This is a genomic window from Pseudomonas sp. JL2 (genome assembly GCF_031570495.1).
Taxonomy (GTDB): domain Bacteria; phylum Pseudomonadota; class Gammaproteobacteria; order Pseudomonadales; family Pseudomonadaceae; genus Aquipseudomonas; species Aquipseudomonas rhizophila.
In genome coordinates this window covers 171,222-193,502 of the sequence record NZ_JAKUDH010000009.1, presented here as the reverse complement: position 1 = coordinate 193,502, position 22,281 = coordinate 171,222, and the positions used below count along the sequence as shown (strand labels likewise).

The 22,281-nt window shown below is 61.8% G+C and carries 23 protein-coding genes; 17 read left to right on the top strand and 6 right to left on the bottom strand.

The window, feature by feature from the left end; genetic code table 11:
• The 7 genes from MKS85_RS14520 to MKS85_RS14490 all read left to right on the top strand — a co-directional run.
• Positions 1-304, top strand: a 304-nt coding sequence (locus MKS85_RS14520) for an OprD family outer membrane porin (RefSeq protein WP_310663004.1), incomplete at its 5' end; no start/stop codon positions are given.
• A gap of 190 nt (positions 305-494) precedes the next feature.
• Positions 495-1,316, top strand: coding sequence for an NAD(P)-dependent oxidoreductase (locus MKS85_RS14515; protein ID WP_310663003.1), 822 nt, complete (start codon positions 495-497; stop codon positions 1,314-1,316).
• A gap of 43 nt (positions 1,317-1,359) precedes the next feature.
• A complete protein-coding gene (locus tag MKS85_RS14510) occupies positions 1,360-2,265 on the top strand; it encodes an SMP-30/gluconolactonase/LRE family protein (protein ID WP_047227598.1) in 906 nt (301 codons plus the stop codon).
• Between the two features lie 55 nt (positions 2,266-2,320).
• The gene (locus MKS85_RS14505) at positions 2,321-3,298 is read left to right on the top strand and encodes a TRAP transporter substrate-binding protein (RefSeq protein ID WP_047227599.1); all 978 of its coding nucleotides are present in this window, start codon (positions 2,321-2,323) and stop codon (positions 3,296-3,298) included.
• A 73-nt stretch (positions 3,299-3,371) separates the two neighbouring features.
• On the top strand, positions 3,372-3,899 hold the full coding sequence (locus tag MKS85_RS14500) for a TRAP transporter small permease (protein ID WP_310663002.1): 528 nt from the start codon (positions 3,372-3,374) through the stop codon (positions 3,897-3,899).
• Positions 3,899-5,179, top strand: a complete 1,281-nt coding sequence (locus MKS85_RS14495) for a TRAP transporter large permease (RefSeq protein ID WP_310663001.1) — start codon at positions 3,899-3,901, stop codon at positions 5,177-5,179. The genes MKS85_RS14500 and MKS85_RS14495 overlap by 1 nt, the downstream gene beginning before the upstream one ends.
• A 184-nt stretch (positions 5,180-5,363) precedes the next feature.
• The gene (locus MKS85_RS14490) at positions 5,364-6,233 is read left to right on the top strand and encodes an aldose 1-epimerase (protein ID WP_310663000.1); all 870 of its coding nucleotides are present in this window, start codon (positions 5,364-5,366) and stop codon (positions 6,231-6,233) included.
• 37 nt (positions 6,234-6,270) lie between these two features.
• Here the strand turns inward: MKS85_RS14490 and bkdR are convergent, their stop codons facing one another.
• Complete coding sequence (gene bkdR, locus MKS85_RS14485; protein WP_047227603.1) at positions 6,271-6,759, bottom strand: Bkd operon transcriptional regulator BkdR; 489 nt, start codon at positions 6,757-6,759, stop codon at positions 6,271-6,273.
• 192 nt (positions 6,760-6,951) lie between these two features.
• Here bkdR and MKS85_RS14480 point away from each other — a divergent pair, with 192 nt between their 5' ends.
• From MKS85_RS14480 to MKS85_RS14460, 5 genes are all read left to right on the top strand, one after another.
• The gene (locus MKS85_RS14480; RefSeq protein WP_107322737.1) at positions 6,952-8,187 is read left to right on the top strand and encodes a 3-methyl-2-oxobutanoate dehydrogenase (2-methylpropanoyl-transferring) subunit alpha; all 1,236 of its coding nucleotides are present in this window, start codon (positions 6,952-6,954) and stop codon (positions 8,185-8,187) included.
• A gap of 1 nt (position 8,188) precedes the next feature.
• Positions 8,189-9,247, top strand: coding sequence for an alpha-ketoacid dehydrogenase subunit beta (locus MKS85_RS14475; protein WP_047227605.1), 1,059 nt, complete (start codon positions 8,189-8,191; stop codon positions 9,245-9,247).
• Positions 9,248-10,510 (top strand): dihydrolipoamide acetyltransferase family protein, encoded by a 1,263-nt coding sequence (locus tag MKS85_RS14470; protein ID WP_310662999.1) that lies wholly within the window; start codon positions 9,248-9,250, stop codon positions 10,508-10,510.
• 3 nt (positions 10,511-10,513) lie between these two features.
• Positions 10,514-11,896 (top strand): dihydrolipoyl dehydrogenase, encoded by a 1,383-nt coding sequence (lpdA, locus tag MKS85_RS14465; RefSeq protein WP_310662998.1) that lies wholly within the window; start codon positions 10,514-10,516, stop codon positions 11,894-11,896.
• A 257-nt stretch (positions 11,897-12,153) separates the two neighbouring features.
• Complete coding sequence (locus tag MKS85_RS14460; protein WP_047227608.1) at positions 12,154-13,173, top strand: branched-chain amino acid aminotransferase; 1,020 nt, start codon at positions 12,154-12,156, stop codon at positions 13,171-13,173.
• Between the two features lie 54 nt (positions 13,174-13,227).
• Here the strand turns inward: MKS85_RS14460 and MKS85_RS14455 are convergent, their stop codons facing one another.
• Complete coding sequence (locus MKS85_RS14455; protein WP_305468191.1) at positions 13,228-14,157, bottom strand: DMT family transporter; 930 nt, start codon at positions 14,155-14,157, stop codon at positions 13,228-13,230.
• A 109-nt stretch (positions 14,158-14,266) separates the two neighbouring features.
• On the opposite strand from MKS85_RS14455, the gene MKS85_RS14450 reads away from it, so the two are divergent.
• Positions 14,267-15,061, top strand: a complete 795-nt coding sequence (locus tag MKS85_RS14450; protein ID WP_047227610.1) for a helix-turn-helix transcriptional regulator — start codon at positions 14,267-14,269, stop codon at positions 15,059-15,061.
• A 75-nt stretch (positions 15,062-15,136) separates the two neighbouring features.
• Here the strand turns inward: MKS85_RS14450 and MKS85_RS14445 are convergent, their stop codons facing one another.
• The gene (locus MKS85_RS14445) at positions 15,137-15,892 is read right to left on the bottom strand and encodes a winged helix-turn-helix domain-containing protein (protein WP_310662997.1); all 756 of its coding nucleotides are present in this window, start codon (positions 15,890-15,892) and stop codon (positions 15,137-15,139) included.
• A gap of 55 nt (positions 15,893-15,947) precedes the next feature.
• Positions 15,948-16,289, bottom strand: coding sequence for an FKBP-type peptidyl-prolyl cis-trans isomerase (locus tag MKS85_RS14440; RefSeq protein ID WP_047227612.1), 342 nt, complete (start codon positions 16,287-16,289; stop codon positions 15,948-15,950).
• Positions 16,290-16,435: 146 nt separating this feature from the next.
• Between MKS85_RS14440 and MKS85_RS14435 the strand changes: the two genes are divergently transcribed.
• Positions 16,436-17,497, top strand: a complete 1,062-nt coding sequence (locus tag MKS85_RS14435) for a M4 family metallopeptidase (RefSeq protein WP_047227613.1) — start codon at positions 16,436-16,438, stop codon at positions 17,495-17,497.
• Positions 17,497-17,829, top strand: a complete 333-nt coding sequence (locus MKS85_RS14430) for a protealysin inhibitor emfourin (RefSeq protein WP_310662996.1) — start codon at positions 17,497-17,499, stop codon at positions 17,827-17,829. The genes MKS85_RS14435 and MKS85_RS14430 overlap by 1 nt, the downstream gene beginning before the upstream one ends.
• Here MKS85_RS14430 and MKS85_RS14425 read toward each other — a convergent pair.
• Positions 17,826-18,134: an RcnB family protein gene (locus tag MKS85_RS14425; protein ID WP_047227615.1), complete on the bottom strand. Its 309-nt coding sequence runs from the start codon at positions 18,132-18,134 to the stop codon at positions 17,826-17,828. The genes MKS85_RS14430 and MKS85_RS14425 overlap by 4 nt on opposite strands.
• A 162-nt stretch (positions 18,135-18,296) precedes the next feature.
• Here MKS85_RS14425 and MKS85_RS14420 point away from each other — a divergent pair, with 162 nt between their 5' ends.
• Both MKS85_RS14420 and MKS85_RS14415 read left to right on the top strand, forming a co-directional pair.
• Positions 18,297-18,920, top strand: a complete 624-nt coding sequence (locus tag MKS85_RS14420) for a DJ-1/PfpI family protein (protein ID WP_047227616.1) — start codon at positions 18,297-18,299, stop codon at positions 18,918-18,920.
• A 146-nt stretch (positions 18,921-19,066) separates the two neighbouring features.
• The gene (locus MKS85_RS14415; RefSeq protein WP_310662995.1) at positions 19,067-20,170 is read left to right on the top strand and encodes a DNA alkylation repair protein; all 1,104 of its coding nucleotides are present in this window, start codon (positions 19,067-19,069) and stop codon (positions 20,168-20,170) included.
• 8 nt (positions 20,171-20,178) lie between these two features.
• Here MKS85_RS14415 and MKS85_RS14410 read toward each other — a convergent pair whose 3' ends face one another.
• Complete coding sequence (locus tag MKS85_RS14410; protein ID WP_310662994.1) at positions 20,179-22,257, bottom strand: EAL domain-containing protein; 2,079 nt, start codon at positions 22,255-22,257, stop codon at positions 20,179-20,181.
• Positions 22,258-22,281: the final 24 nt, after the last annotated feature.

Here is a 22,281-nt window from a genome sequence, read left to right as displayed (position 1 = left end):
CTCCAGCTACGACAACGCCCAGGAAAAATCCTGGCAAGTGCGCCACGACTTCAACTTCGCCGCCGTCGGCGTACCGGGCCTGACCCTGATGAACCGCTACATCAGCGGTGACAACGTACACACCGCCACCGTTGACGACGGCAAGGAATGGGGTCGCGAAAGCGAACTGGCCTACACCGTACAAAGCGGTGCGTTGAAGAGCCTCAATGTGAAATGGCGTAACGCGTCGATTCGTCGAGACTTCAGTAACAACGAGTTCGATGAAAACCGCTTGATCGTCAGCTACCCGATTTCGCTTCTTTAAGCCGGGATCGGTCGCCATGGCCGCTTTTCAAAAGGGCCATGGCGACGCGACAGCCAAAGGCAGGGACGCCGTTGTAGAGCGATTCGTCGATCAAACGTTGACAAGGTAGCGGTAGGATAAGGATATTCCCTCTCGGTCGTACGACAACTTATAACAACTGATACCTCTCACCGTTTGCTCAGGTAATTTCATGACTACGACACACATTCGCCAACCCTTCAATCGTCTGCTGCTGACCGGTGCTGCCGGCGGCCTGGGCAAAGTCTTGCGTGAACGCCTCAAGCCTTTCGCCCGTCACATTCGCCTGTCGGACATCGCCAACATGGCCCCGGCCATTGATGAAAGTGAAGAAGTGGTGCCGTGCGACCTGTCTGATAAACAGGCGGTGCATCAACTGGTGGAAGGCGTCGATGCCATTTTGCATTTCGGCGGTGTTTCGGTAGAGCGTCCGTTCGAAGAAATCCTCGGCGCCAACATCAGCGGCGTGTTCCACATCTATGAAGCCGCCCGCAAGCATGGCGTCAAGCGCGTGATCTTCGCCAGTTCCAACCACGTCATCGGTTTCTACAAGCAGGACGAGGCCCTCGACGCCCTATCCCCTCGCCGTCCGGATGGCTACTACGGCTTGTCCAAGTCCTACGGCGAAGACATGGCCAGTTTTTACTTCGACCGCTACGGCATCGAAACCGTGAGCATCCGCATCGGCTCGTCGTTCCCCGAGCCACAAAACCGCCGGATGATGAGCACCTGGCTGAGCTTCGACGATCTCACCCAACTGATCGAATGCTCGCTCTATACCCCGAAAGTCGGCCACACCGTGGTGTATGGCATGTCCGCCAACCGCGACGTCTGGTGGGACAACAGCCAGGCCGCGCACCTGGGCTACCAGCCCAAGGACAGCTCCGAAGTCTTCCGTGACAAGGTCGAAGCGCAGCCGATGCCAGCCGCCGATGACCCGGCCAGGGTCTACCAGGGTGGCGCCTTTGTCGCAGCCGGCCCCTTCGACGACTGATTCGCCTGTTTTTCATGGGATACGAACGAACCAAGGAATCGCCATGCAAGCCGAATTGATTGTCGATGCACGCAACGCCGTCGGTGAGAGCCCAGTGTGGGTTCCCGAGGAGAACGCCCTGTACTGGGTGGACATTCCCAGCGGTGGGTTGCAGTGCTGGAATGCCGGAACCGGACAGCTCAAAGGTTGGGAAACCCCCGAAATGCTCGCCTGCATCGCCCGTCACCAGGACGGGGGGTGGATCGCCGGCATGGAGAGTGGTTTCTTTCGCCTGCACCCCTTTGATGACGGCAGCCTGGACAGCGAATTGTGCGCCAGTGTCGAGCACGCCCGCACCGACATGCGCCTCAACGATGGCCGTTGCGACCGCCAGGGCCGTTTCTGGGCCGGCAGCATGGTGCTGAACATGGGGGCCAACGCCGACCAGGGGCGGATGTACCGCTTCGATGGCGGACAGCGCGGGCCGGTCGAGGCACAACTGAGCGGGTTCATCGTGCCCAATGGCCTGGGCTTCAGCCCGGATGGGCGCACGATGTACCTCTCCGACTCACATCCGTTGATCCAGCAGATCTGGGCTTTCGATTACGACATCGACAGCGGCACGCCCTCCAACCGACGGCTGTTCGTCGACATGATGCCCCTGGCCGGACGCCCGGACGGCGCGGCGGTGGACGCAGAAGGTTGCTATTGGATCTGCGCCAACGATGCCGGCCTCATCCATCGTTTCACCCCGGATGGCCGACTGGATCGCTCTTTGGCGGTGCCGGTGAAGAAACCGACGATGTGCGCCTTTGGCGGCAGCCGTCTGGACACCCTGTTCGTCACCTCGATCCGCCCTGGCGACGACACCGATCCGCAGTCCCTGGCCGGGGGCGTGTTTGCCCTCAACCCCGGCGTCAAGGGCCTTGCTGAAACGGCTTTCGGAGGATCGAAACACGCCGCCAACTGACCTGCATTGCCGCTTCATTCGATAGATATAAAAACAACAACACTGGAGATTGACCATGAATTTCAAACGCACGCTTCTGATCGCAGCCCTCCCCCTGGCCTTCCTTGCGCAAGCGGCACAGGCTCTTGAGATCAAGTTTGCCGATATCCACCCCGATGGCTATCCAACCGTGGAAGCGGAAAAAATCCTCGGCAAGACGCTGGTCGAGGAAAGTAAAGGCCAGAAAGACCCGTTCACCTTCAAGATGTATTCCGGCGGTGTGTTGGGCTCGGAAAAAGAAGTCATCGAGCAGCTTCAGGTCGGTGCCGTCCAGATGGCCCGCGTCAGCCTGGGCATCGTTGGGCCGGTGGTGCCGGACGTAAACGTCTTCAACATGCCATTCGTGTTCCGTGACCAGGCGCACATGCGCAAGATCATCGACGGTGAAATCGGCCAGGAAATCCTCGACAAGATCACCAACTCCGAATTCAACCTGGTGGCCCTGGCCTGGATGGACGGCGGTACTCGCAACCTCTACACCAAGAAACCCGTGCACAAGCCCGAAGACATGCATGGCATGAAAATTCGTGTCATGGGCAACCCGATGTTCATCGAGACCCTCAACGCCATGGGCGGTAACGGGATTGCCATGGACACCGGTGAAATCTTCAGTGCTCTGCAGACCGGCGTGATCGACGGTGCGGAAAACAACCCGCCGACCATGCTCGAGCACAACCACTACCAGAACGCCAAGTACTACAGCTTGACCGGCCACCTGATCCTGCCGGAGCCGGTGGTGATGTCCAAGTTCACCTGGGAAAAACTCACCCCCGAGCAGCAAGCCCTGGTGAAAAAAGCGGCCAAGCAATCCCAGCTGGACGAGCGCGAATTGTGGGACAAGAAGACTGCCGCCAGTGAAGAGAAACTCAAGGCCGCGGGCGTTGAGTTCATCACCGTCGACAAGAAACCCTTCTATGACGCCACCGCACCGATCCGGGCCAAATACGGTGCACCGTACGCCGACCTGATCAAGCGTATCGAAGCCGTTCAGTAACACCTCTCAATCTGTACTTGAAAAGGCCAGGTGCGCCCGATGTCACGGGCGCGCCCGGTTACGGTGGAACCCGATGAAGAATTTGCTGCTGCGCATCAACGACAAGATTTACATGACTTGCATCTGGGTCGCCGGCCTCTCTGTCCTGGCAATTGCTCTGATGATTCCCTGGGGCGTGTTCGCCCGCTACGTGCTGGGTACCGGCTCAAGCTGGCCGGAGCCCACCGCGATTTTGCTGATGATCGTGTTCACGTTCATCGGCGCCGCCGCCAGTTACCGCGCTGGTGCGCACATGGCCGTGGACATGCTCACCAACCGCCTGCCCCCTCACTTGAAAACCGCGGCATCGGTGTTTTCCCAACTGCTGATGGCTGCAATCTGCATCTTCATGATCAGCGGCGGCACCAAACTCTGCCTGTCCACCTGGAACCAGTACATGAGCGCCCTGCCCACACTGCGGGTCGGCATCACGTACATGCCCATACCGGTCGGTGGTTTTCTGACCCTGATTTTTGTCCTGGAAAAACTCTTGCTCGGTGATCAGAGCAAGCGCCGGGTCGTGCAGTTCGACCTGGTCGAAGAAAGTGAAGGTGCCGCTTAATGGACGCTCTGATTCTGCTGGGCAGTTTTTTCCTGTTAATCCTGATCGGCATGCCGGTCGCCTACGCCCTGGGTGCCGCTGCGCTGATCGGCGCGTGGTGGATCGATATTCCATTCCAGGCCGTGATGATCCAGGTCGCGGGCGGGGTGAATAAATTTTCGTTGCTGGCCATTCCGTTCTTCGTCCTGGCCGGTGCAATCATGGCCGAGGGTGGTATGTCTCGCCGGCTGGTGGCCTTCGCCGGTGTGCTGGTGGGTTTCGTGCGCGGCGGTCTGTCACTGGTCAACCTCATGGCCTCGACGTTCTTCGGTGCCATTTCCGGTTCCTCGGTGGCCGACACCGCCTCGGTGGGTTCGGTACTGATCCCGGAGATGGAACGCCGCGGCTACCCGCGGGAGTTCTCCACCGCAGTGACCGTCAGTGGTTCGGTACAAGCCCTGCTGACCCCGCCCAGCCATAACGCGGTGCTGTACTCCCTGGCAGCCGGCGGTACGGTTTCCATCGGTGCGCTGTTCATGGCCGGCATCGTGCCGGGCCTGCTGATGAACGCCTGCCTGATGGTGCTGTGCCTGATCTTCGCGAAGAAGCGCAACTACCCCAAGGGCGAAGTGATTCCCCTCAAGCAGGCGCTGAAAATCTGCCGGGAAGCCATGTGGGGCATGATGACCATGTTCATCATCCTCGGTGGCATCCTCTCGGGTGTTTTCACCGCCACCGAATCGGCCGCCATCGCTGTGCTCTGGGCATTCTTCGTGACCATGTGCATTTACCGCGACTACAAGTGGAGTGAGTTGCCGAAACTGATGCATCGCACGGTGCGTACTATCTCGATCGTGATGATCCTGATCGGCTTCGCCGCCAGCTTCGGCTACATCATGACGCTGATGCAGATCCCGGCGAAAATCACCACCCTGTTCCTGACTATCTCCGACAACCGCTACGTGATCCTGATGTGCATCAACGCGATGCTGCTGGTCCTGGGTACGGTGATGGACATGGCGCCGCTGATCCTGATCCTGACACCGATCCTGATGCCGGTGGTCATGGGCATCGGCGTGGACCCGGTGCAGTTCGGCATGATCATGCTGGTGAACCTGGGCATCGGGCTCATTACACCGCCGGTGGGAGCAGTACTGTTCGTGGGCGCCGCCATTGGGAAGGTCAGTATCGAAAGCACCGTCAAGGCCCTGCTGCCGTTCTACGGCATGCTGTTCCTGGTGTTGCTGGCCGTGACCTACATTCCGGCGATCTCGCTGTGGTTGCCGCGTCTGGTGTTGTAACCCTATAAATGAGCAAGCCCCCTTGTGGCGAGGGAGCTTGCTCCCGCTGGACTGCGAAGCAGGCCCATAGGTTTTTGACTCCGTGCGTCTGCTGCGCAGCCGAGCGGGAGCAAGCTCCCTCGCCACAAAAGCATGCACACAAGAGTCGTCCCGAAGTTTTTTCCAACCCAGCAGACAAGCCAACATGACCCCGCCTCTTCTCCAACTCGAAGACGAACAGACTCGCCTGACCCTGGCCCCGCACCTGGGTGCCAGCCTGGTCAGTTGGACGTTGCGCGGCAGCGGCCAGCCGCTGTTGCGCCCGCCCGCGCCCCAGGCCGTGGAAAACGGCCTGCCCGGTAAGCTCGGCTGCTTCCCGCTGATCCCATGGTCGAACCGGATCGCCAACGCAGGTTTCGACTGTCCGGGCGGCTGGCTCGCCTTGGAAGCCAACAGCCCCAACGACCCGTTCCCGATCCATGGCAGCGCCTGGCAACAACCGTGGCAAGTGATAGAGCAAAGCGCCCAGGAAGCCTTGTTGCAACTCGACAGCCAACATCCATTCGCCTATTGCGCCAGCCTGCGGATCCGCTTGAGCGGCGGTCAGTTACAGATCGCGATGCACGTCACCCACCTGGCCGAACAGGCCGCGTGGCACGGGCTGGGTTTGCATCCGTACTTCCCGCGCACTGCTGGCACGCGCCTGCAAACCCGTGCAACCGAAGTCTGGATGTGCGATGAGAAAAAACTGCCGACCACGTTGGGCAGCGTTCCTCGAACCTGGGACTTCCAACAACCCCGCTTGCTGCCGGACACACTGGTGGACAACGGCTTTGGCGGCTGGAACGGGCATTGCCTGATCCAGCAACCGGACCTGGGTTATGAGCTGGAATGCCGAGCCAGCGGCAGCGAATACTTCCTGCTGTACTGTCCCGTGGGACTGGATTTCTTTTGCATCGAACCGGTCAGCCATCCGGTCAATGCCCATCACCTGCCAGGACGGCCGGGCTTGCGTTTGCTCGAGCAAGGGCAGTCGGTGGCGTTGGGGTTTTTGATGCAGTGTCGACTCCTGTAACCCCTCCAGACAGGTTTCTCTCCCGCTCGGCTGGGCCTCAGGTCCCCAAGGTCAACCCGTTGGCCGGCAGCGGCAGCGCAGTCTTATATCGAACCTGCTTGAGCGCAAAGCTCGAACGGATATTCGCCACCCCCGGAACCTTGGTCAGAAAGTCCATCATGAACCGCTCCAGCGACTGGATCGACGGCACCAGCACGCGGATCAGGTAATCCGGGTCGCCTGCCATCAGGTAGCACTCCATCACCTCCGGCCGGTCGGAGATCGCCTCTTCGAAGTGCTGCAACGCCTCCTCCACTTGTTTTTCCAGGCTCACGTGGATGAACACGTTGACATGCAGGCCCAGCAGATCGGCATCCAGCAGCGTGACTTGCTCGCGTATCACCCCCAGCTCCTCCATGGCCCGGACCCGGTTGAAGCAAGGCGTGGGCGATAGATTGACCGACCGGGCAAGCTCGGCGTTGGTGATGCGGGCGTTTTCCTGAAGGCTGTTCAGAATGCCGATGTCGGTGCGATCCAATTTACGCATGAGACAAATAATCCTGTTTTTTATCGTTGTGCAGATTTTTTATCTGCAAATGATCTGAACAGCAACCCAACAGAGAAAAATATTCTTCTGCGTCGAGCCTATGATTGTTGTAGGACAATTTTCCTTACCCGGGAAAGTTCGTCAGCTAGCGCGCCCACTACAAGAAATTCACAAGATCGAGCGTAGAAAGCCATGAACCCAGCGTATGAACCGCTACGCCTGCACGTCCCCGAACCCTCGGGCCGTCCCGGCTGCCAGACCGACTTCTCCTACCTGCATCTAAGCGATGCCGGCACGGTGCGCAAACCCTCCATCGACGTTGAACCGTCCGACACGGCCGACCTGGCCCGCGGGCTGATTCGCGTGCTCGATGACCAGGGCAATGCCCACGGCCCATGGGCCGAAGACGTGCCTCTCGAGATCCTGCGCAAAGGCATGCGCGCCATGCTCAAGACGCGCATCTACGACAACCGCATGGTGGTCGCCCAGCGCCAGAAAAAAATGTCGTTCTACATGCAGAGCCTCGGCGAGGAAGCCATCGGCAGCGGCCAGGCCCTGGCGCTGAACATCGATGACATGTGCTTTCCCACCTATCGCCAGCAAAGCATCCTGATGGCCCGCGAGGTGCCGTTGGTGGGCATGATCTGCCAACTGCTGTCCAACGAGCGCGATCCGCTCAAGGGCCGGCAGTTGCCGATCATGTACTCGGTCAAGGACGCCGGTTTTTTCACCATCTCCGGCAACCTCGCCACGCAATTCATCCAGGGCGTGGGCTGGGGCATGGCCTCGGCGATCAAGGGCGACACCAAGATCGCCTCGGCCTGGATCGGTGACGGCGCCACCGCCGAATCGGACTTCCACACCGCCCTGACCTTCGCCCACGTCTACCGGGCGCCGGTGATCCTCAACGTGGTCAACAACCAGTGGGCGATCTCCACCTTCCAGGCCATTGCCGGCGGTGAAGCCACCACCTTCGCCGGACGCGGCGTCGGCTGCGGCATCGCTTCGCTGCGGGTGGATGGCAACGACTTCATGGCGGTCTACGCCGCTTCGCGCTGGGCCGCCGAACGCGCCCGCCGCAACCTCGGCCCGGCGCTGATCGAATGGGTGACCTACCGCGCCGGCCCGCACTCCACTTCCGATGATCCGTCCAAATACCGTCCCGCCGACGACTGGAGCCACTTCCCGCTGGGCGACCCGATTGCGCGCCTCAAGCAGCACCTGGTGAAAATCGGCCACTGGTCCGAAGAGGAACATGCCGCCGTCAGCGCCGAACTCGAAGCCGAGGTGATCGCTGCGCAGAAGGAAGCCGAGCAGTACGGCACCCTCGCTGGCGGGCAGATCCCAAGCGCCGCGACCATGTTCGAAGACGTCTACAAAGAGATGCCGGAGCACTTGAAGCGCCAGCGTCAGGAGTTGGGGATCTGACATGAACGATCACAACAACAATATCCAGCTGGACACCGCCATGACCACTACCACCATGACCATGATCCAGGCCCTGCGCTCGGCCATGGACGTGATGCTCGAGCGCGACGACAACGTCGTGGTGTTCGGCCAGGACGTGGGCTACTTCGGCGGCGTCTTCCGCTGCACCGAAGGCCTGCAGAACAAGTACGGCACCTCGCGGGTGTTCGACGCGCCGATTTCCGAGAGCGGTATCGTCGGCGTGGCCGTGGGTATGGGCGCCTACGGGTTGCGGCCGGTGGCCGAGATCCAGTTCGCCGACTATGTCTACCCGGCCTCGGACCAGATCATTTCCGAAGCGGCGCGCCTGCGCTATCGCTCGGCCGGCGAGTTCACCGCGCCGATGACCCTGCGCATGCCCTGCGGCGGCGGCATCTATGGCGGCCAGACTCACAGCCAGAGCATCGAAGCGATGTTCACCCAGGTTTGCGGCTTGCGCACCGTCATGCCGTCGAACCCTTACGACGCCAAGGGCCTGCTGATCGCCTCCATCGAAAACGATGACCCGGTGATCTTCCTCGAACCCAAGCGCCTGTATAACGGCCCGTTCGACGGCCACCACGACCGCCCGGTAACCCCATGGTCGAAACACCCGTCGGCGCAGGTGCCGGACGGCTACTACACAGTGCCGCTGGATGTCGCCGCCATCACCCGCCCGGGCAAGGACGTGACCATCCTCACCTACGGCACCACGGTGTATGTGTCCCAGGCCGCCGCCGAAGAAACCGGCATCGACGCCGAAGTCATCGACCTGCGCAGCCTCTGGCCGCTGGACCTTGAGACCATCGTCAAATCCGTGAAGAAAACCGGCCGCTGTGTGGTCGTCCACGAAGCCACCCGCACCTGCGGTTTCGGCGCCGAGCTGGTGTCGTTGGTGCAAGAACACTGCTTCCACCACCTGGAAGCGCCCATCGAGCGTGTCACCGGTTGGGACACCCCCTACCCGCACGCGCAGGAGTGGGCGTATTTCCCAGGGCCGTCCCGTGTGGGCGCGGCGTTGAAACGGGTCATGGAGGTCTGAATGGGCACGCACGTTATCAAGATGCCGGACATTGGCGAAGGCATCGCCGAAGTTGAACTGTCGGTGTGGCACGTCAAGGTTGGCGACATGGTGGTCGAAGACCAGGTGCTCGCCGATGTCATGACCGACAAGGCGATGGTGGACATTCCCTCGCCAGTACACGGTCGGGTGATCGCCCTGGGTGGCGAGCCCGGCGAAGTCATGGCGGTGGGCAGCGAACTGATCCGCATTGAAGTCGAAGGTGCCGGCAACCTCAAGGAGTCGGCGCAACCCGCCGTCGCCGCGCCAGCGCCGAAACCCGCGCTGGTGGCAACGCCTGAGCCGACGATAGAACAACCCGCTGCTGCGCCACGCCCCGCGCCGCAAGCGCCGGTGGCCCGCGATCCGGACGAGCGGCCGCTGGCCTCCCCGGCCGTGCGCAAACATGCGCTGGACCTGGGCATTCAATTGCGCCTGGTCCAGGGCAGTGGCCCGGCCGGGCGTATCCTGCATGAAGACCTCGAAGCCTATCTGGCGCAGGGTTCATCGACCCCGGCCAAAGGCGGCTCGGGTTATGCCGAACGCCACGACGAACAGCAGATCCCCGTGATCGGCATGCGCCGCAAGATCGCCCAGCGCATGCAGGAAGCGACCCAGCGCGCCGCGCATTTCAGCTACGTCGAGGAAATCGACGTCACCGCCCTGGAAGAGCTGCGGGTGCATTTGAATGAAAAGCACGGTGCCCATCGCGGCAAGCTGACCTTGCTGCCATTCCTGGTCCGCGCCTTGGTCGTAGCCTTGCGGGACTTCCCGCAAATGAACGCCCGTTATGACGACGAGGCCCAGGTCATCCACCGTTCGGGCGCTGTGCATGTCGGCGTCGCCACCCAGAGCGATGTGGGCCTGATGGTGCCGGTGGTGCGTCACGCCGAAGCCCGTAGCTTGTGGGACAGCGCGGCAGAAATCTCGCGTCTGGCAACCGCGGCCCGCAATGGCAAGGCCAGCCGCGATGAGCTGTCCGGCTCGACCATCACCCTGACCAGCCTCGGTGCGTTGGGCGGCATCGTCAGCACCCCAGTGCTGAACCTGCCGGAAGTGGCGATCGTCGGCGTGAACAAGATTGTCGAACGGCCCATGGTGATCAAAGGCCAGATCGTGATCCGCAAGATGATGAACCTCTCCAGTTCCTTCGATCACCGAGTGGTCGACGGCATGGACGCGGCGCAATTCATCCAGGCCCTGCGTGGCCTGCTCGAACAACCCGCCACCCTGTTTGTGGAGTAAGCGATGCAGACTTTGAACACCACGCTGCTGATCATCGGCGGCGGCCCCGGCGGCTATGTGGCGGCGATCCGCGCCGGCCAGTTGGGCATCCCGACCATTCTGGTGGAAAGCCAGGCGTTGGGCGGGACTTGCCTGAACATCGGCTGTATTCCGTCCAAGGCGTTGATCCACGTGGCCGAGCAGTTTCACCAGACGCGACACCACAGCCAAGGCTCAGCCTTGGGCATCACGGTGTCGGCGCCGACCCTCGACATCGGCAAGAGCGTGGAATGGAAGGACGGCATCGTCGATCGCCTGACCACCGGCGTCGCGACCCTGCTGAAAAAACACAAGGTCCAGGTCATTCACGGCTGGGCCAACGTCGTCGATGGCAAGACCGTTGACGTCGGCGACACCCGCATCCAGTGCGAACACCTGCTGCTGGCCACCGGCTCGAAAAGCGTCGACCTGCCGATGCTGCCGATTGGCGGGCCGATCATTTCCTCCACCGAAGCCCTCGCCCCTGCCTCGGTGCCCAAGCATTTGGTGGTGGTGGGCGGTGGCTACATCGGCCTGGAACTGGGCATCGCCTACCGCAAGCTCGGCGCCGAAGTCAGCGTGGTCGAGGCCCAGGAACGGATCCTGCCAGCCTACGACGGCGAACTGACCCAACCGGTGCACGAGGCGCTCAAGCAGTTGGGCGTGAAGCTGTACCTCAAGCACAGCGTCGAAGGTTTCGATGCCCAGGCCAGCACGTTGCAAGTGCGCGATCCCGCTGGCGAGACGCTGAACCTGGACACCGACCGGGTGCTGGTGGCCGTTGGTCGCAAACCCAATACCCTGGGCTGGAACCTCGAAGCGTTGGACTTGGCGATGAACGGTTCGGCGGTGAAAATCGACAACCGCTGCCAGACCAGCATGCGCAATGTCTGGGCCATCGGTGATTTGAGCGGCGAGCCGATGCTCGCTCACCGGGCCATGGCTCAGGGCGAAATGGTCGCCGAACTGATCGCGGGTCAGCATCGCGAGTTCAACCCGACGGCCATCGCGGCGGTGTGCTTCACCGATCCGGAACTGGTGGTGGTCGGCAAAACGCCGGACGAGGCCAAGGCCGCCGGGCTGGATTGCATCGTGTCGAGCTTCCCGTTCGCCGCCAATGGCCGGGCCATGACCCTGGAATCGAAAAGTGGCTTCGTGCGGGTCGTGGCACGGCGGGACAATCACCTGATCGTCGGTTGGCAAGCGGTCGGCGTTGGCGTCTCGGAGCTGTCCACCGCGTTCGGCCAGTCCCTGGAAATGGGCGCACGCCTGGAAGACATCGCCGGCACCATCCACGCCCACCCGACGCTGGGCGAGGCGGTGCAGGAAGCGGCGTTGCGGGCGTTGGGGCATGCGTTGCATCTGTGATTCAGGGGAGTTGGTGGTGTGAGTGAGAGCCCCTTCGCGAGCAAGCTCGCTCCCACAGGGAATTGCGTTCGCATGAACGACCGAGATCACCTGTGGGAGCGAGCTTGCTCGCGATTTTCAAGAACACCATCATTTATCTGCCTGCCCCTTATCGTGCGGGCTGCGAAACAGCCCCGGAATGAAGTATTGTTGTCCCCATCCAAAAAACGTCAGAAGCCTTGAACCGTTTCGACGGTTGTTAAGAAATAGAGGGTGTCATGGGTAACGAGAGCATCAATTGGGACAAACTGGGCTTTGACTACATCAAGACCGACAAGCGCTACCTGTCGCACTGGCGCGATGGCGCCTGGGACGCCGGCACCCTGACCGACGACAACGTGCTGCACATCAGCGAGGGCTCCACCGCGCTGCACTACGGCCAGCAGTGTTTCGAAGGTCTGAAGGCCTATCGCTGCAAGGACGGTTCGATCAACCTGTTCCGCCCTGACCAGAACGCCGCCCGCATGCAGCGCAGCTGCGCGCGCCTGCTGATGCCGCAAGTCGAGACCGAGCAGTTCGTCGAAGCCTGCAAGCAAGTGGTCCGCGCCAACGAGCGCTTCATCCCGCCTTATGGCACTGGCGGCGCGTTGTACCTGCGCCCGTTCGTGATCGGCGTGGGTGACAACATCGGCGTGCGCACCGCACCCGAGTTCATCTTCTCGATCTTCTGCATCCCGGTCGGCGCCTACTTCAAGGGCGGCCTGACCCCGCACAACTTCCTGATCTCCAGCTACGACCGTGCCGCCCCGCAAGGCACCGGTGCGGCCAAGGTCGGTGGCAACTACGCCGCCAGCCTGATGCCCGGCTCCCAGGCCAAGAAGGCCAGTTTCGCCGACTGCATCTACCTGGACCCGATGACCCACTCGAAAATCGAGGAAGTCGGCTCGGCGAACTTCTTCGGCATCACCCATGACAACAAATTCGTCACCCCCAAATCCCCTTCGGTCCTGCCGGGCATCACCCGCCTGTCGCTGATCGAACTGGCCAAATCGCGCCTGGGCCTGGAAGTGATCGAAGGCGACGTGTTCATCGACAAACTGTCGGACTTCAAGGAAGCCGGCGCCTGCGGTACCGCTGCGGTCATCACTCCGATTGGCGGCATCAGCTACAAGGACAAGCTGCACGTGTTCCACAGCGAAACCGAAGTCGGCCCGATCACCCAGAAGCTCTACAAAGAGCTGACCGGCGTGCAGACCGGCGACGTGGAAGCGCCGGCTGGCTGGATCGTCAAGGTCTAAGCAGCGCTCATGTGGCGAGGGAGCTTGCTCCCTCGCCACATGGGTTTGTCTCCCTTACTCCCGCCGCAAAACCAGCCATCGCCCCCAACGCTGGCGAAACCATCCGTAACCGCTGACCAGCAGAATCCCACTCAATACCAAAGCCGCACCGACGATGAAGTTCGGCTCCAGCGGTTCATCCAATAACCAGACACCAAAACCGATGCCAAACAGCGGCGTCATGAACGACAGCACCCCCAACTGCGAAGCCAGGTAGCGGCGCAGCAGGGAAAACCAGATCAGAAAACTGGCGAAAGACACCAGCAACACTTGAAAGGCCAGGCTGGCCAGCAGTTGCGGTGTGGGGGTGATCGACGTTTGCCCCAGCACCACCGACATCCCTACCAGCAGCACCCCGGCGCCGACCAATTGGTACAGCAACGTCTGGCTGGCGGGCAGGTTCGTCAAGCGTGAACAACGCACCGTCACCGTCGTAGCCCCCCAGAGCGCACCGGCCAGCAGCCCCATGCCATCACCCAGTAACGAACTGCCGTTCGCCGCCCCCGTCCCTCCGCTGAACGCCACAACAATACCGCCGAATGCCACGGCGATACCCAGCCATTGCAGAGGTTTTAGACGTTCGCTCGGCAGTTTCCAGTGCAGGCCCAGAGCGGCGAACATCGGCGCGGTGTAGAGGAAAATCACCATGTGCGAAGCCGTCGTATGGCGCAGGCCTTCGCCCACCATCACGAACTCCAAGGCAAACAACAGCCCCACCAACAGACCGGGACGCCAACTGCCATCGGCCAGGGACAGGCGTTCACCGCGCGCCAGCACCAACAGCCAGACCAGTACCGCAGCGATGGCCGAGCGCACGCCCAGTTGCAGCATCGGCGCCATGTCGGCGGCGCTGGCCTTGATCGCGACTTGCTGGAAACCCCAGATGGCACAGAGGCCCGTCATCAGGGCACTGACCTGGCCATCCAGGGCGCGGCGGGTGGTCATGGGAAAGGTCCTTGGGCAGAAATGGATGAAAGGATTGTCTGCCTGACACCTTTGCTGGATATAGTGATTACCCGACAAGCCATCCCGGTAATCCGCCATTACGGTCGATATGCAGCCTCCAGCTCAACATCTGAAGATTCCTCCGTTCGACGCGGCCCTGCCCTCGCCGATTTTCTTTCGCAGCGCCTGCATGCCGGCCCACGCCACTTATCCTCGGCACCGGCATGCCTGGGGAGAGTTCGTCTACTCCTACAGTGGGGTGATGGAAATCGAGATCGCCCAGCACCATTACCTGGCACCACCGCAGTACGGCATCTGGTTACCGCCGGACATGGAACACGTTGGGTTCAATCGGCATGAAGCCTGTCATTGTTCGTTGTACCTGGCGGCCGAACTGTGCGCTGCGCTGCCGGCCGTACCTTGCGCGCTGACCTTGAGCCCGCTGATCCGCGCGTTGCTGGAAGAGCTGCGCAGCGACCCGCCGAGCCAACCTCAGACGCCCGAGCAGCAGCGCTTGTTGCAGGTGCTGGTGGACAAGCTGATCCAGGCGCCCCATGCCGGCAGTTACTTGCCCTCCTCGGATGATCCACTGCTGGGCCCCGTGTTGCGGACCCTTGAGGCGAATCCCAGCGACCCACGCTCCTTGCCGCAACTGGCCCGCGCCGCCAACACCACCGAACGCACACTGATGCGCCGGGCCCAGCGGGACCTGGGCATGTCACTGGTGGAATGGCGCCAGCGCCTGAAGGTCATCGAAGCCCTGGCCCTGCTCGAACGTGGCCAGAGCGTGGAAACCATCGGCCTGGACCTGGGCTACAGCAGCGCCTCGGCGTTCATCAGCATGTTTCGCAAAATGATGGGTACCACGCCGGATGAGTATCGGCGCAGGCACATGGCTGGATAATGAGGGTGGTTCAGGAATGGCTATCGCGAGCAGGCTCGCTCCCACAGGGTCTGTCGTTGGCCATCAATCATGTGTTCAGCGCAATTCCACTGTGGGAGCGAGCCTGCTCGCGAAGGCGCCAGCAGGGCCGACATCCATCTCGACATCGACACCCAATCGCGCCGCCATTTCCTTGCGCCCACTGGTCGTCAACGCCAGCGCCCGGCTATCCAGGTCCTGAACCACCCATTTGCGCTTGATCGCCACTTGCAGCAACGCCGCGCCCAAGGCGCCCCCCAGGTGCGGACGGCGCATGCTCCAGTCCAGGCAGGGACAGGCAAATCGGCGTCGCTGACCGGCAAGCGCCTGGACATCAATGCCCAGCCCTTGGAACAGCGCCTCGCCGGAGTCACTCAGGCGATACCCTTTGCCTTCCACATCCACCAGCCATCCAGCTTCAAGCATCCGATCATGCATGCGCACCGCCAGCGTGCCGGCCATGTGGTCGTAGCAGGTGCGGGCGAATTGCAGGCGATCCGGGGTGCGCGCGGTGAAGGTCGGGGCGGCGTTCTGGCCGATCACCATCAACGCTTCCAGCGCCTGGGCAACCCGCTTATCCGCCAGGCTGTAATAGCGATGTCGGCCCTGGACGTACAAACGCACCAAGGCCAGTTCCTTGAGCTTCGCCAAATGGCTGCTGGCGGTAGAGGCACTGACATCGGCGATGCTCGCCAACTCCGTGCTGGTTCGGGCATGGCCGTCCATCAACGCGCACAGCATTCGGGTGCGGGCCGGTTCGGCAATGGCCGCGGCGACCTGGGACACCCCAAGGTCATGTTGCTCTGCATTCATATTTCGCCCCCCGACGAATCGAGCCATGGCAGGACTTCAGATAGTAGCAACACTTTCAATCGTCGCGGGTCAGCACTTCCAGCAGCTCGATTTCGAAAATCAGATTGGCGCCCGGCTTGATGTGAGCGCCCATGGACCGTTCGCCATAGGCCAGATTCGCCGGCACCCACAGCTTGCGTTTGCCGCCGACCTTCATGCCCATCAGGCCGACGTCCCAGCCCTTGATCACTCGACCGGTGCCGATCACGCACTGAAAAGGTTTGCCTCGACTGTAGGACGAATCGAATTCGGTGCCGTCTTCCAGCGTGCCACGGTATTGGGTGGTGATCAGCGCGCCTTTGACTACGCTTTTGCCGTCGCCCTGCTCCAGGTCGATGATTTGCAGTTCTTCGTTCATGGGCTACTCCCGTGTGGTTCAGGCGCGGGTTTTCGCAGAAATCCGCGTGTCTGGCAAACTTTTGTGTGTTGGGTGCACAAGGGAACCGCAGCGGTCGCTTCGGTTCACATGGGTATCGACCCTGTATTTCAGATAAGGATGTTCTGATGATCGACTTTCGCCCGCTCCACGGCTTCATTCCTCCCTATATCCTCAACCGAATCATCGCCCACGGTTCCGAACATCAACGCTCCAGCGCCCTCGGCACCCTGACCCACGTACGCAATCTGCGGCACAACCCCGGTCCGCCGCACACCCCGCCCGCCGCCGCAGCGCTGCCCAGGCCCGGCAAGCCCGGCCAACCCCAGCGCAGCGTGCATGACGCACAAAACACCATGGAACTGCCCGGCCAGCCGGTACGCCTCGAAGGCCAGGCCGCCACTGGCGACCCGGCCGTGGACGAGGCCTACGATGCCCTGGGCGCCACCTACGATTTTTTCTGGAAAGTGCTGGGGCGCGACTCCATCGACAACAAAGGCTTCGCCCTGGTGGGTAGCGTGCATTACGGCCAGGACTACGAAAACGCCTTCTGGAACGGCGCGCAGATGGTGTTCGGCGACGGCGATGGCGAAATCTTCCAGCGTTTCACCCGCTCCCTCGACGTGGTGGCCCACGAGTTGGCCCATGGCGTGACCGAAAGCGAAGCCGGATTGATCTACGCCAACCAGTCTGGGGCTTTGAACGAGTCCATGTCCGATGTATTCGGGGTGCTGGTCAAGCAGTTCGTCCTCGAACAGACCGCCGACCAGGCCGACTGGCTGATCGGCGCCGACCTGCTCACTGACAAGATCAACGGTGACGGCCTGCGCAGCATGTCCAACCCCGGCACGGCCTACGATGACCCGCTGCTGGGCAAGGACCCGCAACCGGCGCACATGCGTGAATTCGTCATCACCCGCGAGGACAACGGCGGCGTGCACATCAATTCCGGCATTCCCAACCGCGCCTTCTATCTGGCGGCCACCACGCTGGGCGGATTTGCCTGGGAAAAGGCCGGCCGGATCTGGTATGAAACCTTGTGCGACAGAAGACTGGCCAACGACGCCTCCTTCAGCGACTTCGCCCGCTTGACCGTCGAGCACGCCCGCCAGCGCTTTGGCATCCGGGAAGTGCAAGCGGTGCAGAACGGCTGGGCTCAGGTTGGCGTCGATTTAACCGAGGAGCACTGATGAAACCCCTTCCAAACCTCGATGATCACGCCGTGGTGCGGCTGTCCCGCCAGGGCGGCGTGGCGGCGATGCCCGGCTTGACTCGCCCTCGGGAAATCGATTTCGCCCAATGCGATCTCGACCAGCGCACGCGTATCTGTTCGGTCCTGGAAGGGTGTCTGCCGCTGGACTCGGCGGCACCGGGGCGTGGCGACCAGCGTTTTTTCCGGATCGAGCTGCGCTATCGCGCCAACGACCAGGACGACGAAATGGTGCTGCAGGTGCCTGAAGACCAGGCACCCGGCGAGCTGGTTCGCCTATGGGACAAAGGCGAAGTGAGCTCAAAGGACTAGCGTGTGGCGGGGGTGATTTTCAGGATCCGGCCGGAGGCAATTACTACCATCACGTATTTGTCATGGATCTGCACCCATTGCGCGCCTTCTTCGGGTGCTTCGAGCCCCTTCTCCTTCCAGTTTTTAATGGCCTTGTCCGAGCGCTGATATTCAGAAGGCGTCCGGTCGGCCTCCACCAACCGGCGACCATTGTTGGGTGAATGTTCCACCGCATCTCCGGTGGCCTCGACCGCTTGCGCCACAGGGCCAAAGGCTCCGAGACCGGCGATCAGGACCAGGCTGGCGATCAGGGTAGGCTTGCGCATAAAAACTCCAGTGATTTCGAGAATACTGAAATCTCCGACTTCAACGGCGGCGAATCATTCCTTTTACTGTAGCGACGAATCCGTCGCCGACTGTACGGGGCGGTGATGCCGACAACCGGCGTAGGCTGGCAAAAAAGCCATTTATAAAAACCGGGGCTCGCCATGCACATCGCCATTCTGACCTTCGACGGCTTCAACGAACTGGACTCACTGATTGCCTACGGCATGCTCAGCCGTATTTCCCTGATCGGCGATAAGGAGTGGCGCGTGAGCATCGCTTCACCTACCCCGCGCGTCACGTCCATGAATGGTTTGACCATCGACGCCCAGATCGACCTGGAGCAGGCCTGCAAGGCCGACGCCGTGTTGTTTGGCAGCGGCATGAAGACCCGGGAAGTGGCCGACAACCCGGCCATCATGAGCCGGCTGCGCCTGGACCCGACGCGCCAGTTGCTCGGTTCCCAATGCTCCGGCACATTCCTGCTGGCACGCCTGGGGCTGCTCGGCCAGGCACCGGCCTGCACCGACACCACCAGTAAACCATGGGTCGTGGCGGCGGGTGTCAACGTGGTCAACCAGGCGTTCCACGCCAATGGCAACATCGCCACCGCCGGTGGCTGTTTCTCCGCCCAGTACCTGTCGGCCTGGGTGCTGGCGCGGCTCAAGGGCCTGGAGACCGCGCGGGAAGTGCTGCATTACTTTGCCCCGGTGGGCGAGAAAGAGGCCTATGTGGAACGAGGGTTGGGGCATATCCGCCAGTATGTGAGTGAAGTGGCGCAAGTCTGAGGCGATGCCCCTGTGGCGAGGGAGCTTGCTCCCGCTGGACTGTTGCGCAGCCCGACGGGAGCAAGCTCCCTCGCCACGGGCCGGACTACACATTGGCAGCAACATCCCCTATAAAGTCCAACACACCTCACCGCACGGACCCCGCCATGAGCACCGCCACCACCTCATCCCCTGCCCTCAAGGAAATCTTCAACGCCACACGCCTTGAGCACATCGCCAGTGAAATGAGCGCGGTGTATCCGGCTTTCGATAGCCGGGCGTTCCTGGACATGGCCAATGACGGGCTGAGCGAGTTGTCGGTGATGCAACGCATGGCGCGAGTCAGTGAGTGCCTGCATGCAGTTCTGCCCTTGGAGTACGAGGCGTCGCTGGATGTGCTGCGGGACCTGGCGCCCCGACTCAACAGCATGTTTGTCAGCATGTTCCTGCCCCACTACGTGGCGTCCTACGGCCGGCACAGCTTCGACCTGTCCCTGGATGCGCTCAAGTATTTCACCCGGTTCGGCTCCTCGGAGTTCGCCGTGCGGCATTTCCTGCGTGATGACCTGGCGCGCACCCTCAAGGCCATGCACGACTGGGCGCACGATCCCAACGAACACGTACGTCGCCTGGCCAGCGAAGGCAGTCGACCGCGCTTGCCCTGGTCGTTCCACCTGGAGCCGATCCAGGCCAACCCCGACCTCGCCGCCGCGATCCTTGAGGCCCTCAAGGCCGACAGCAGCCTGTATGTGCGCAAGTCCGTGGCCAACCATCTCAACGACATCACCAAGCAGCACCCTGACTGGGTGCTGGACCGGATCGAAGGCTGGCCCCTGCAAGATCGCCATACCGCATGGATCGCCCGCCATGCTTTGCGCAGCCTGATCAAACAAGGCAATTCGCGGGCACTGGCGGTTATCGGCGTCGGCGGCAAGGCGCACATCCAGGTGCTGGACTTACAGGTCACGCCGGCGGTGATTCGTCTCGGCGAACCGATTACCTTGTCGTTCAAGGTGCAATCAACCCTCGAGCAGAACCAGCGCCTGGTGATCGACTATGCCATCGACTACGTGAAAGCCTCGGGCGGCACCTCGGCCAAAGTCTTCAAGCTCAAGACCTTCGACCTGCCTGCCCTTGAGTGCGTCAGCCTCAGCCGCTCCCAGCATATTCGCGAACTGACCACCCGCCGACACTACGCGGGCCGGCATGCGGTGCATCTGCTGGTCAATGGCGAACGGCTGGGGAGCACGGCGTTCGACATCGTTCCCTGAGCGGCCGCTCAGGCCAGCGCCAACCGTTGTGCCTTGCGAATGTCCTGCAGGAAGCGCTCGGCCGGCAGCGGGTGGCCCAGCAGGTAACCCTGCAGCGAATCGCACCCCAATTGAGTCAGGAAATCCTGCTGCACGTCGGTCTCCACCCCTTCGGCAACAATCCGCAGCCCCAGGGCCTGGCCGAGGGCGACGATGGCCGAGACAATCGCCGCATCATCACTGTCGTGCTCCAGGTCGCGGACGAAACCGCGATCGATCTTCAGCTCGTTGGCCGGCAAACGCTTGAGGTACATCAGGCTTGAATAACCGGTGCCAAAGTCGTCGATGGACAAATCCACGCCCATGTCCGAGAGCTGCTGCAGCACGGTCATGCTTGCATCGGCATCGCTCATCGCCGTGGTTTCGGTGATTTCCAGGGTCAGGCTGTTGGCTGGCAGATGATGAATTTCCAGCGCCGTGGCGACGCTCTGCACCAAGCCCACGTGACAGAACTGCAAGGCCGACAGGTTCACCGCGATGCGCCAGTCGGTGTAGCCGAGCACGTACCATTCGCGCATCTGGCGGCAGGCCTCGTTCAACACCCATTCCCCGATGGGAATGATCAGCCCGGTCTTTTCCGCAAGGTCGATGAAAGTATCGGGCATCAACAGGCCCTGGGTTGGATGCGTCCAGCGCAACAAGGCTTCGGCCCCCACCGGACGGCCGTTGGCAGCGTCGAACTTGGGCTGGTAATGGAGGCTGAACTGGCGTTGATCGACGGCGATGCGCAGGTCTTGCAGCAGTTGCAGTTGCTTGCGGGCGTTGCTGTTCATCGAGGCATCGAAAAAGCTGTAGCCATTCTTGCCGGCGCCCTTGGCGTGGTACATCGCCGCGTCGGCATTCATCAGCAGCTCTTCGGCGCTCTGGCCGTTGCCTGGATAAAGCGCGATGCCGACACTGGCGGATATCTGCAGGTCATGATCGGCCACCCGGAATGTGCGACCGATCAGCCCGACCTGACGGGCCGCCAGGCGCAACGCATCGTCAGGCTCGGCCAGTTGCACCAGCAGCACGAACTCATCACCGCCGATCCGCGCCAGGGTGTCCTGGCTGCGCAAGTCTTCCCGCAGGCGCAGGGCCACGTCGCGCAGCAACAGGTCGCCCATGTGATGGCCGAAAGCATCGTTGACCGGTTTGAAGCCATCCAGGTCGATGAACATCAAGGCGAAACAGCCGCCCTGCTCATGCACCCGATGCATGGCCTGACCGATACGATCGGCCAGCAGCACGCGGTTGGGCAATTCGGTGAGGGGGTCGTGCAGGGCCAGTTGCGTCAGCTCACGGTTGGCCAGAGTCAGCGATTGGGCCAGCTCTGCGGTCCGGGCCTCCAGGCGCGCATCGAGAATCGACGTGAGCAAGGCGATGGCCAGTACCGCCAACGTGGTGATCAGCACCAGATTGTCCAGACCCTTGCCACTCAAGCCGTCCAGAGCACCGCAAAAGCTGCCGTCGCTGAAGCGCGCTGCGGCCATGCCGGTGTAATGCATGCCGACAATGGCCAGGCCCATCACGACAGCAGCGCCGGCGCGGGCCAGACGTACATGGGGGATGTTCTGGCGCAAGCGAAAGGCGATCCACAACGCAGCCGCCGAAGCGCCGACCGCAATCACCAGCGAAGCCCCGAACAACGAGGGGTCATAATCAATACCCGGCTGCATCCGCAGCGCCGCCATGCCGGTGTAATGCATGGCGCTGATGCCGGCGCCCATGATCAACGCGCCGAAAGCCAGTTGCCACGCCGGCAATTGCGGTTGACTGACCAACCACAGGGCAAAACCGCAGGACAGGATGGCGATCAGCAGCGACAAGGCGGTGATCGATACATCGTAGCCAAGCTCCACCGGCAAGGTGAACGCCAGCATGCCGATAAAATGCATGGACCAGACCCCGACGCCCATTGCCAGGGAACCGCCGGCCATCCACCAATGCGCCGCGCGCCCCTGGGTGGTCGCGATGCGGCCGGTCATGTCCAGCGCAGTGTAGGAAGCCAGTACCGCAACAAACAGGGAAATTGAAACAAGGGCCGGGGAGTAACTGCCGATGAGCATGGTTTTTTCTCGTGACTGGAAAGC

Coding starts and splice junctions, on each gene's coding strand:
- MKS85_RS14515 (WP_310663003.1), top strand. CDS start 495: ATGACTACGACACACATTCGCCAACCCTTCAATCGTCTGCTGCTGACC.
- MKS85_RS14510 (WP_047227598.1), top strand. CDS start 1,360: ATGCAAGCCGAATTGATTGTCGATGCACGCAACGCCGTCGGTGAGAGC.
- MKS85_RS14505 (WP_047227599.1), top strand. CDS start 2,321: ATGAATTTCAAACGCACGCTTCTGATCGCAGCCCTCCCCCTGGCCTTC.
- MKS85_RS14500 (WP_310663002.1), top strand. CDS start 3,372: ATGAAGAATTTGCTGCTGCGCATCAACGACAAGATTTACATGACTTGC.
- MKS85_RS14495 (WP_310663001.1), top strand. CDS start 3,899: ATGGACGCTCTGATTCTGCTGGGCAGTTTTTTCCTGTTAATCCTGATC.
- MKS85_RS14490 (WP_310663000.1), top strand. CDS start 5,364: ATGACCCCGCCTCTTCTCCAACTCGAAGACGAACAGACTCGCCTGACC.
- bkdR (WP_047227603.1), bottom strand. CDS start 6,759: ATGCGTAAATTGGATCGCACCGACATCGGCATTCTGAACAGCCTTCAG.
- MKS85_RS14480 (WP_107322737.1), top strand. CDS start 6,952: ATGAACCCAGCGTATGAACCGCTACGCCTGCACGTCCCCGAACCCTCG.
- MKS85_RS14475 (WP_047227605.1), top strand. CDS start 8,189: ATGAACGATCACAACAACAATATCCAGCTGGACACCGCCATGACCACT.
- MKS85_RS14470 (WP_310662999.1), top strand. CDS start 9,248: ATGGGCACGCACGTTATCAAGATGCCGGACATTGGCGAAGGCATCGCC.
- lpdA (WP_310662998.1), top strand. CDS start 10,514: ATGCAGACTTTGAACACCACGCTGCTGATCATCGGCGGCGGCCCCGGC.
- MKS85_RS14460 (WP_047227608.1), top strand. CDS start 12,154: ATGGGTAACGAGAGCATCAATTGGGACAAACTGGGCTTTGACTACATC.
- MKS85_RS14455 (WP_305468191.1), bottom strand. CDS start 14,157: ATGACCACCCGCCGCGCCCTGGATGGCCAGGTCAGTGCCCTGATGACG.
- MKS85_RS14450 (WP_047227610.1), top strand. CDS start 14,267: ATGCAGCCTCCAGCTCAACATCTGAAGATTCCTCCGTTCGACGCGGCC.
- MKS85_RS14445 (WP_310662997.1), bottom strand. CDS start 15,892: ATGAATGCAGAGCAACATGACCTTGGGGTGTCCCAGGTCGCCGCGGCC.
- MKS85_RS14440 (WP_047227612.1), bottom strand. CDS start 16,289: ATGAACGAAGAACTGCAAATCATCGACCTGGAGCAGGGCGACGGCAAA.
- MKS85_RS14435 (WP_047227613.1), top strand. CDS start 16,436: ATGATCGACTTTCGCCCGCTCCACGGCTTCATTCCTCCCTATATCCTC.
- MKS85_RS14430 (WP_310662996.1), top strand. CDS start 17,497: ATGAAACCCCTTCCAAACCTCGATGATCACGCCGTGGTGCGGCTGTCC.
- MKS85_RS14425 (WP_047227615.1), bottom strand. CDS start 18,134: ATGCGCAAGCCTACCCTGATCGCCAGCCTGGTCCTGATCGCCGGTCTC.
- MKS85_RS14420 (WP_047227616.1), top strand. CDS start 18,297: ATGCACATCGCCATTCTGACCTTCGACGGCTTCAACGAACTGGACTCA.
- MKS85_RS14415 (WP_310662995.1), top strand. CDS start 19,067: ATGAGCACCGCCACCACCTCATCCCCTGCCCTCAAGGAAATCTTCAAC.
- MKS85_RS14410 (WP_310662994.1), bottom strand. CDS start 22,257: ATGCTCATCGGCAGTTACTCCCCGGCCCTTGTTTCAATTTCCCTGTTT.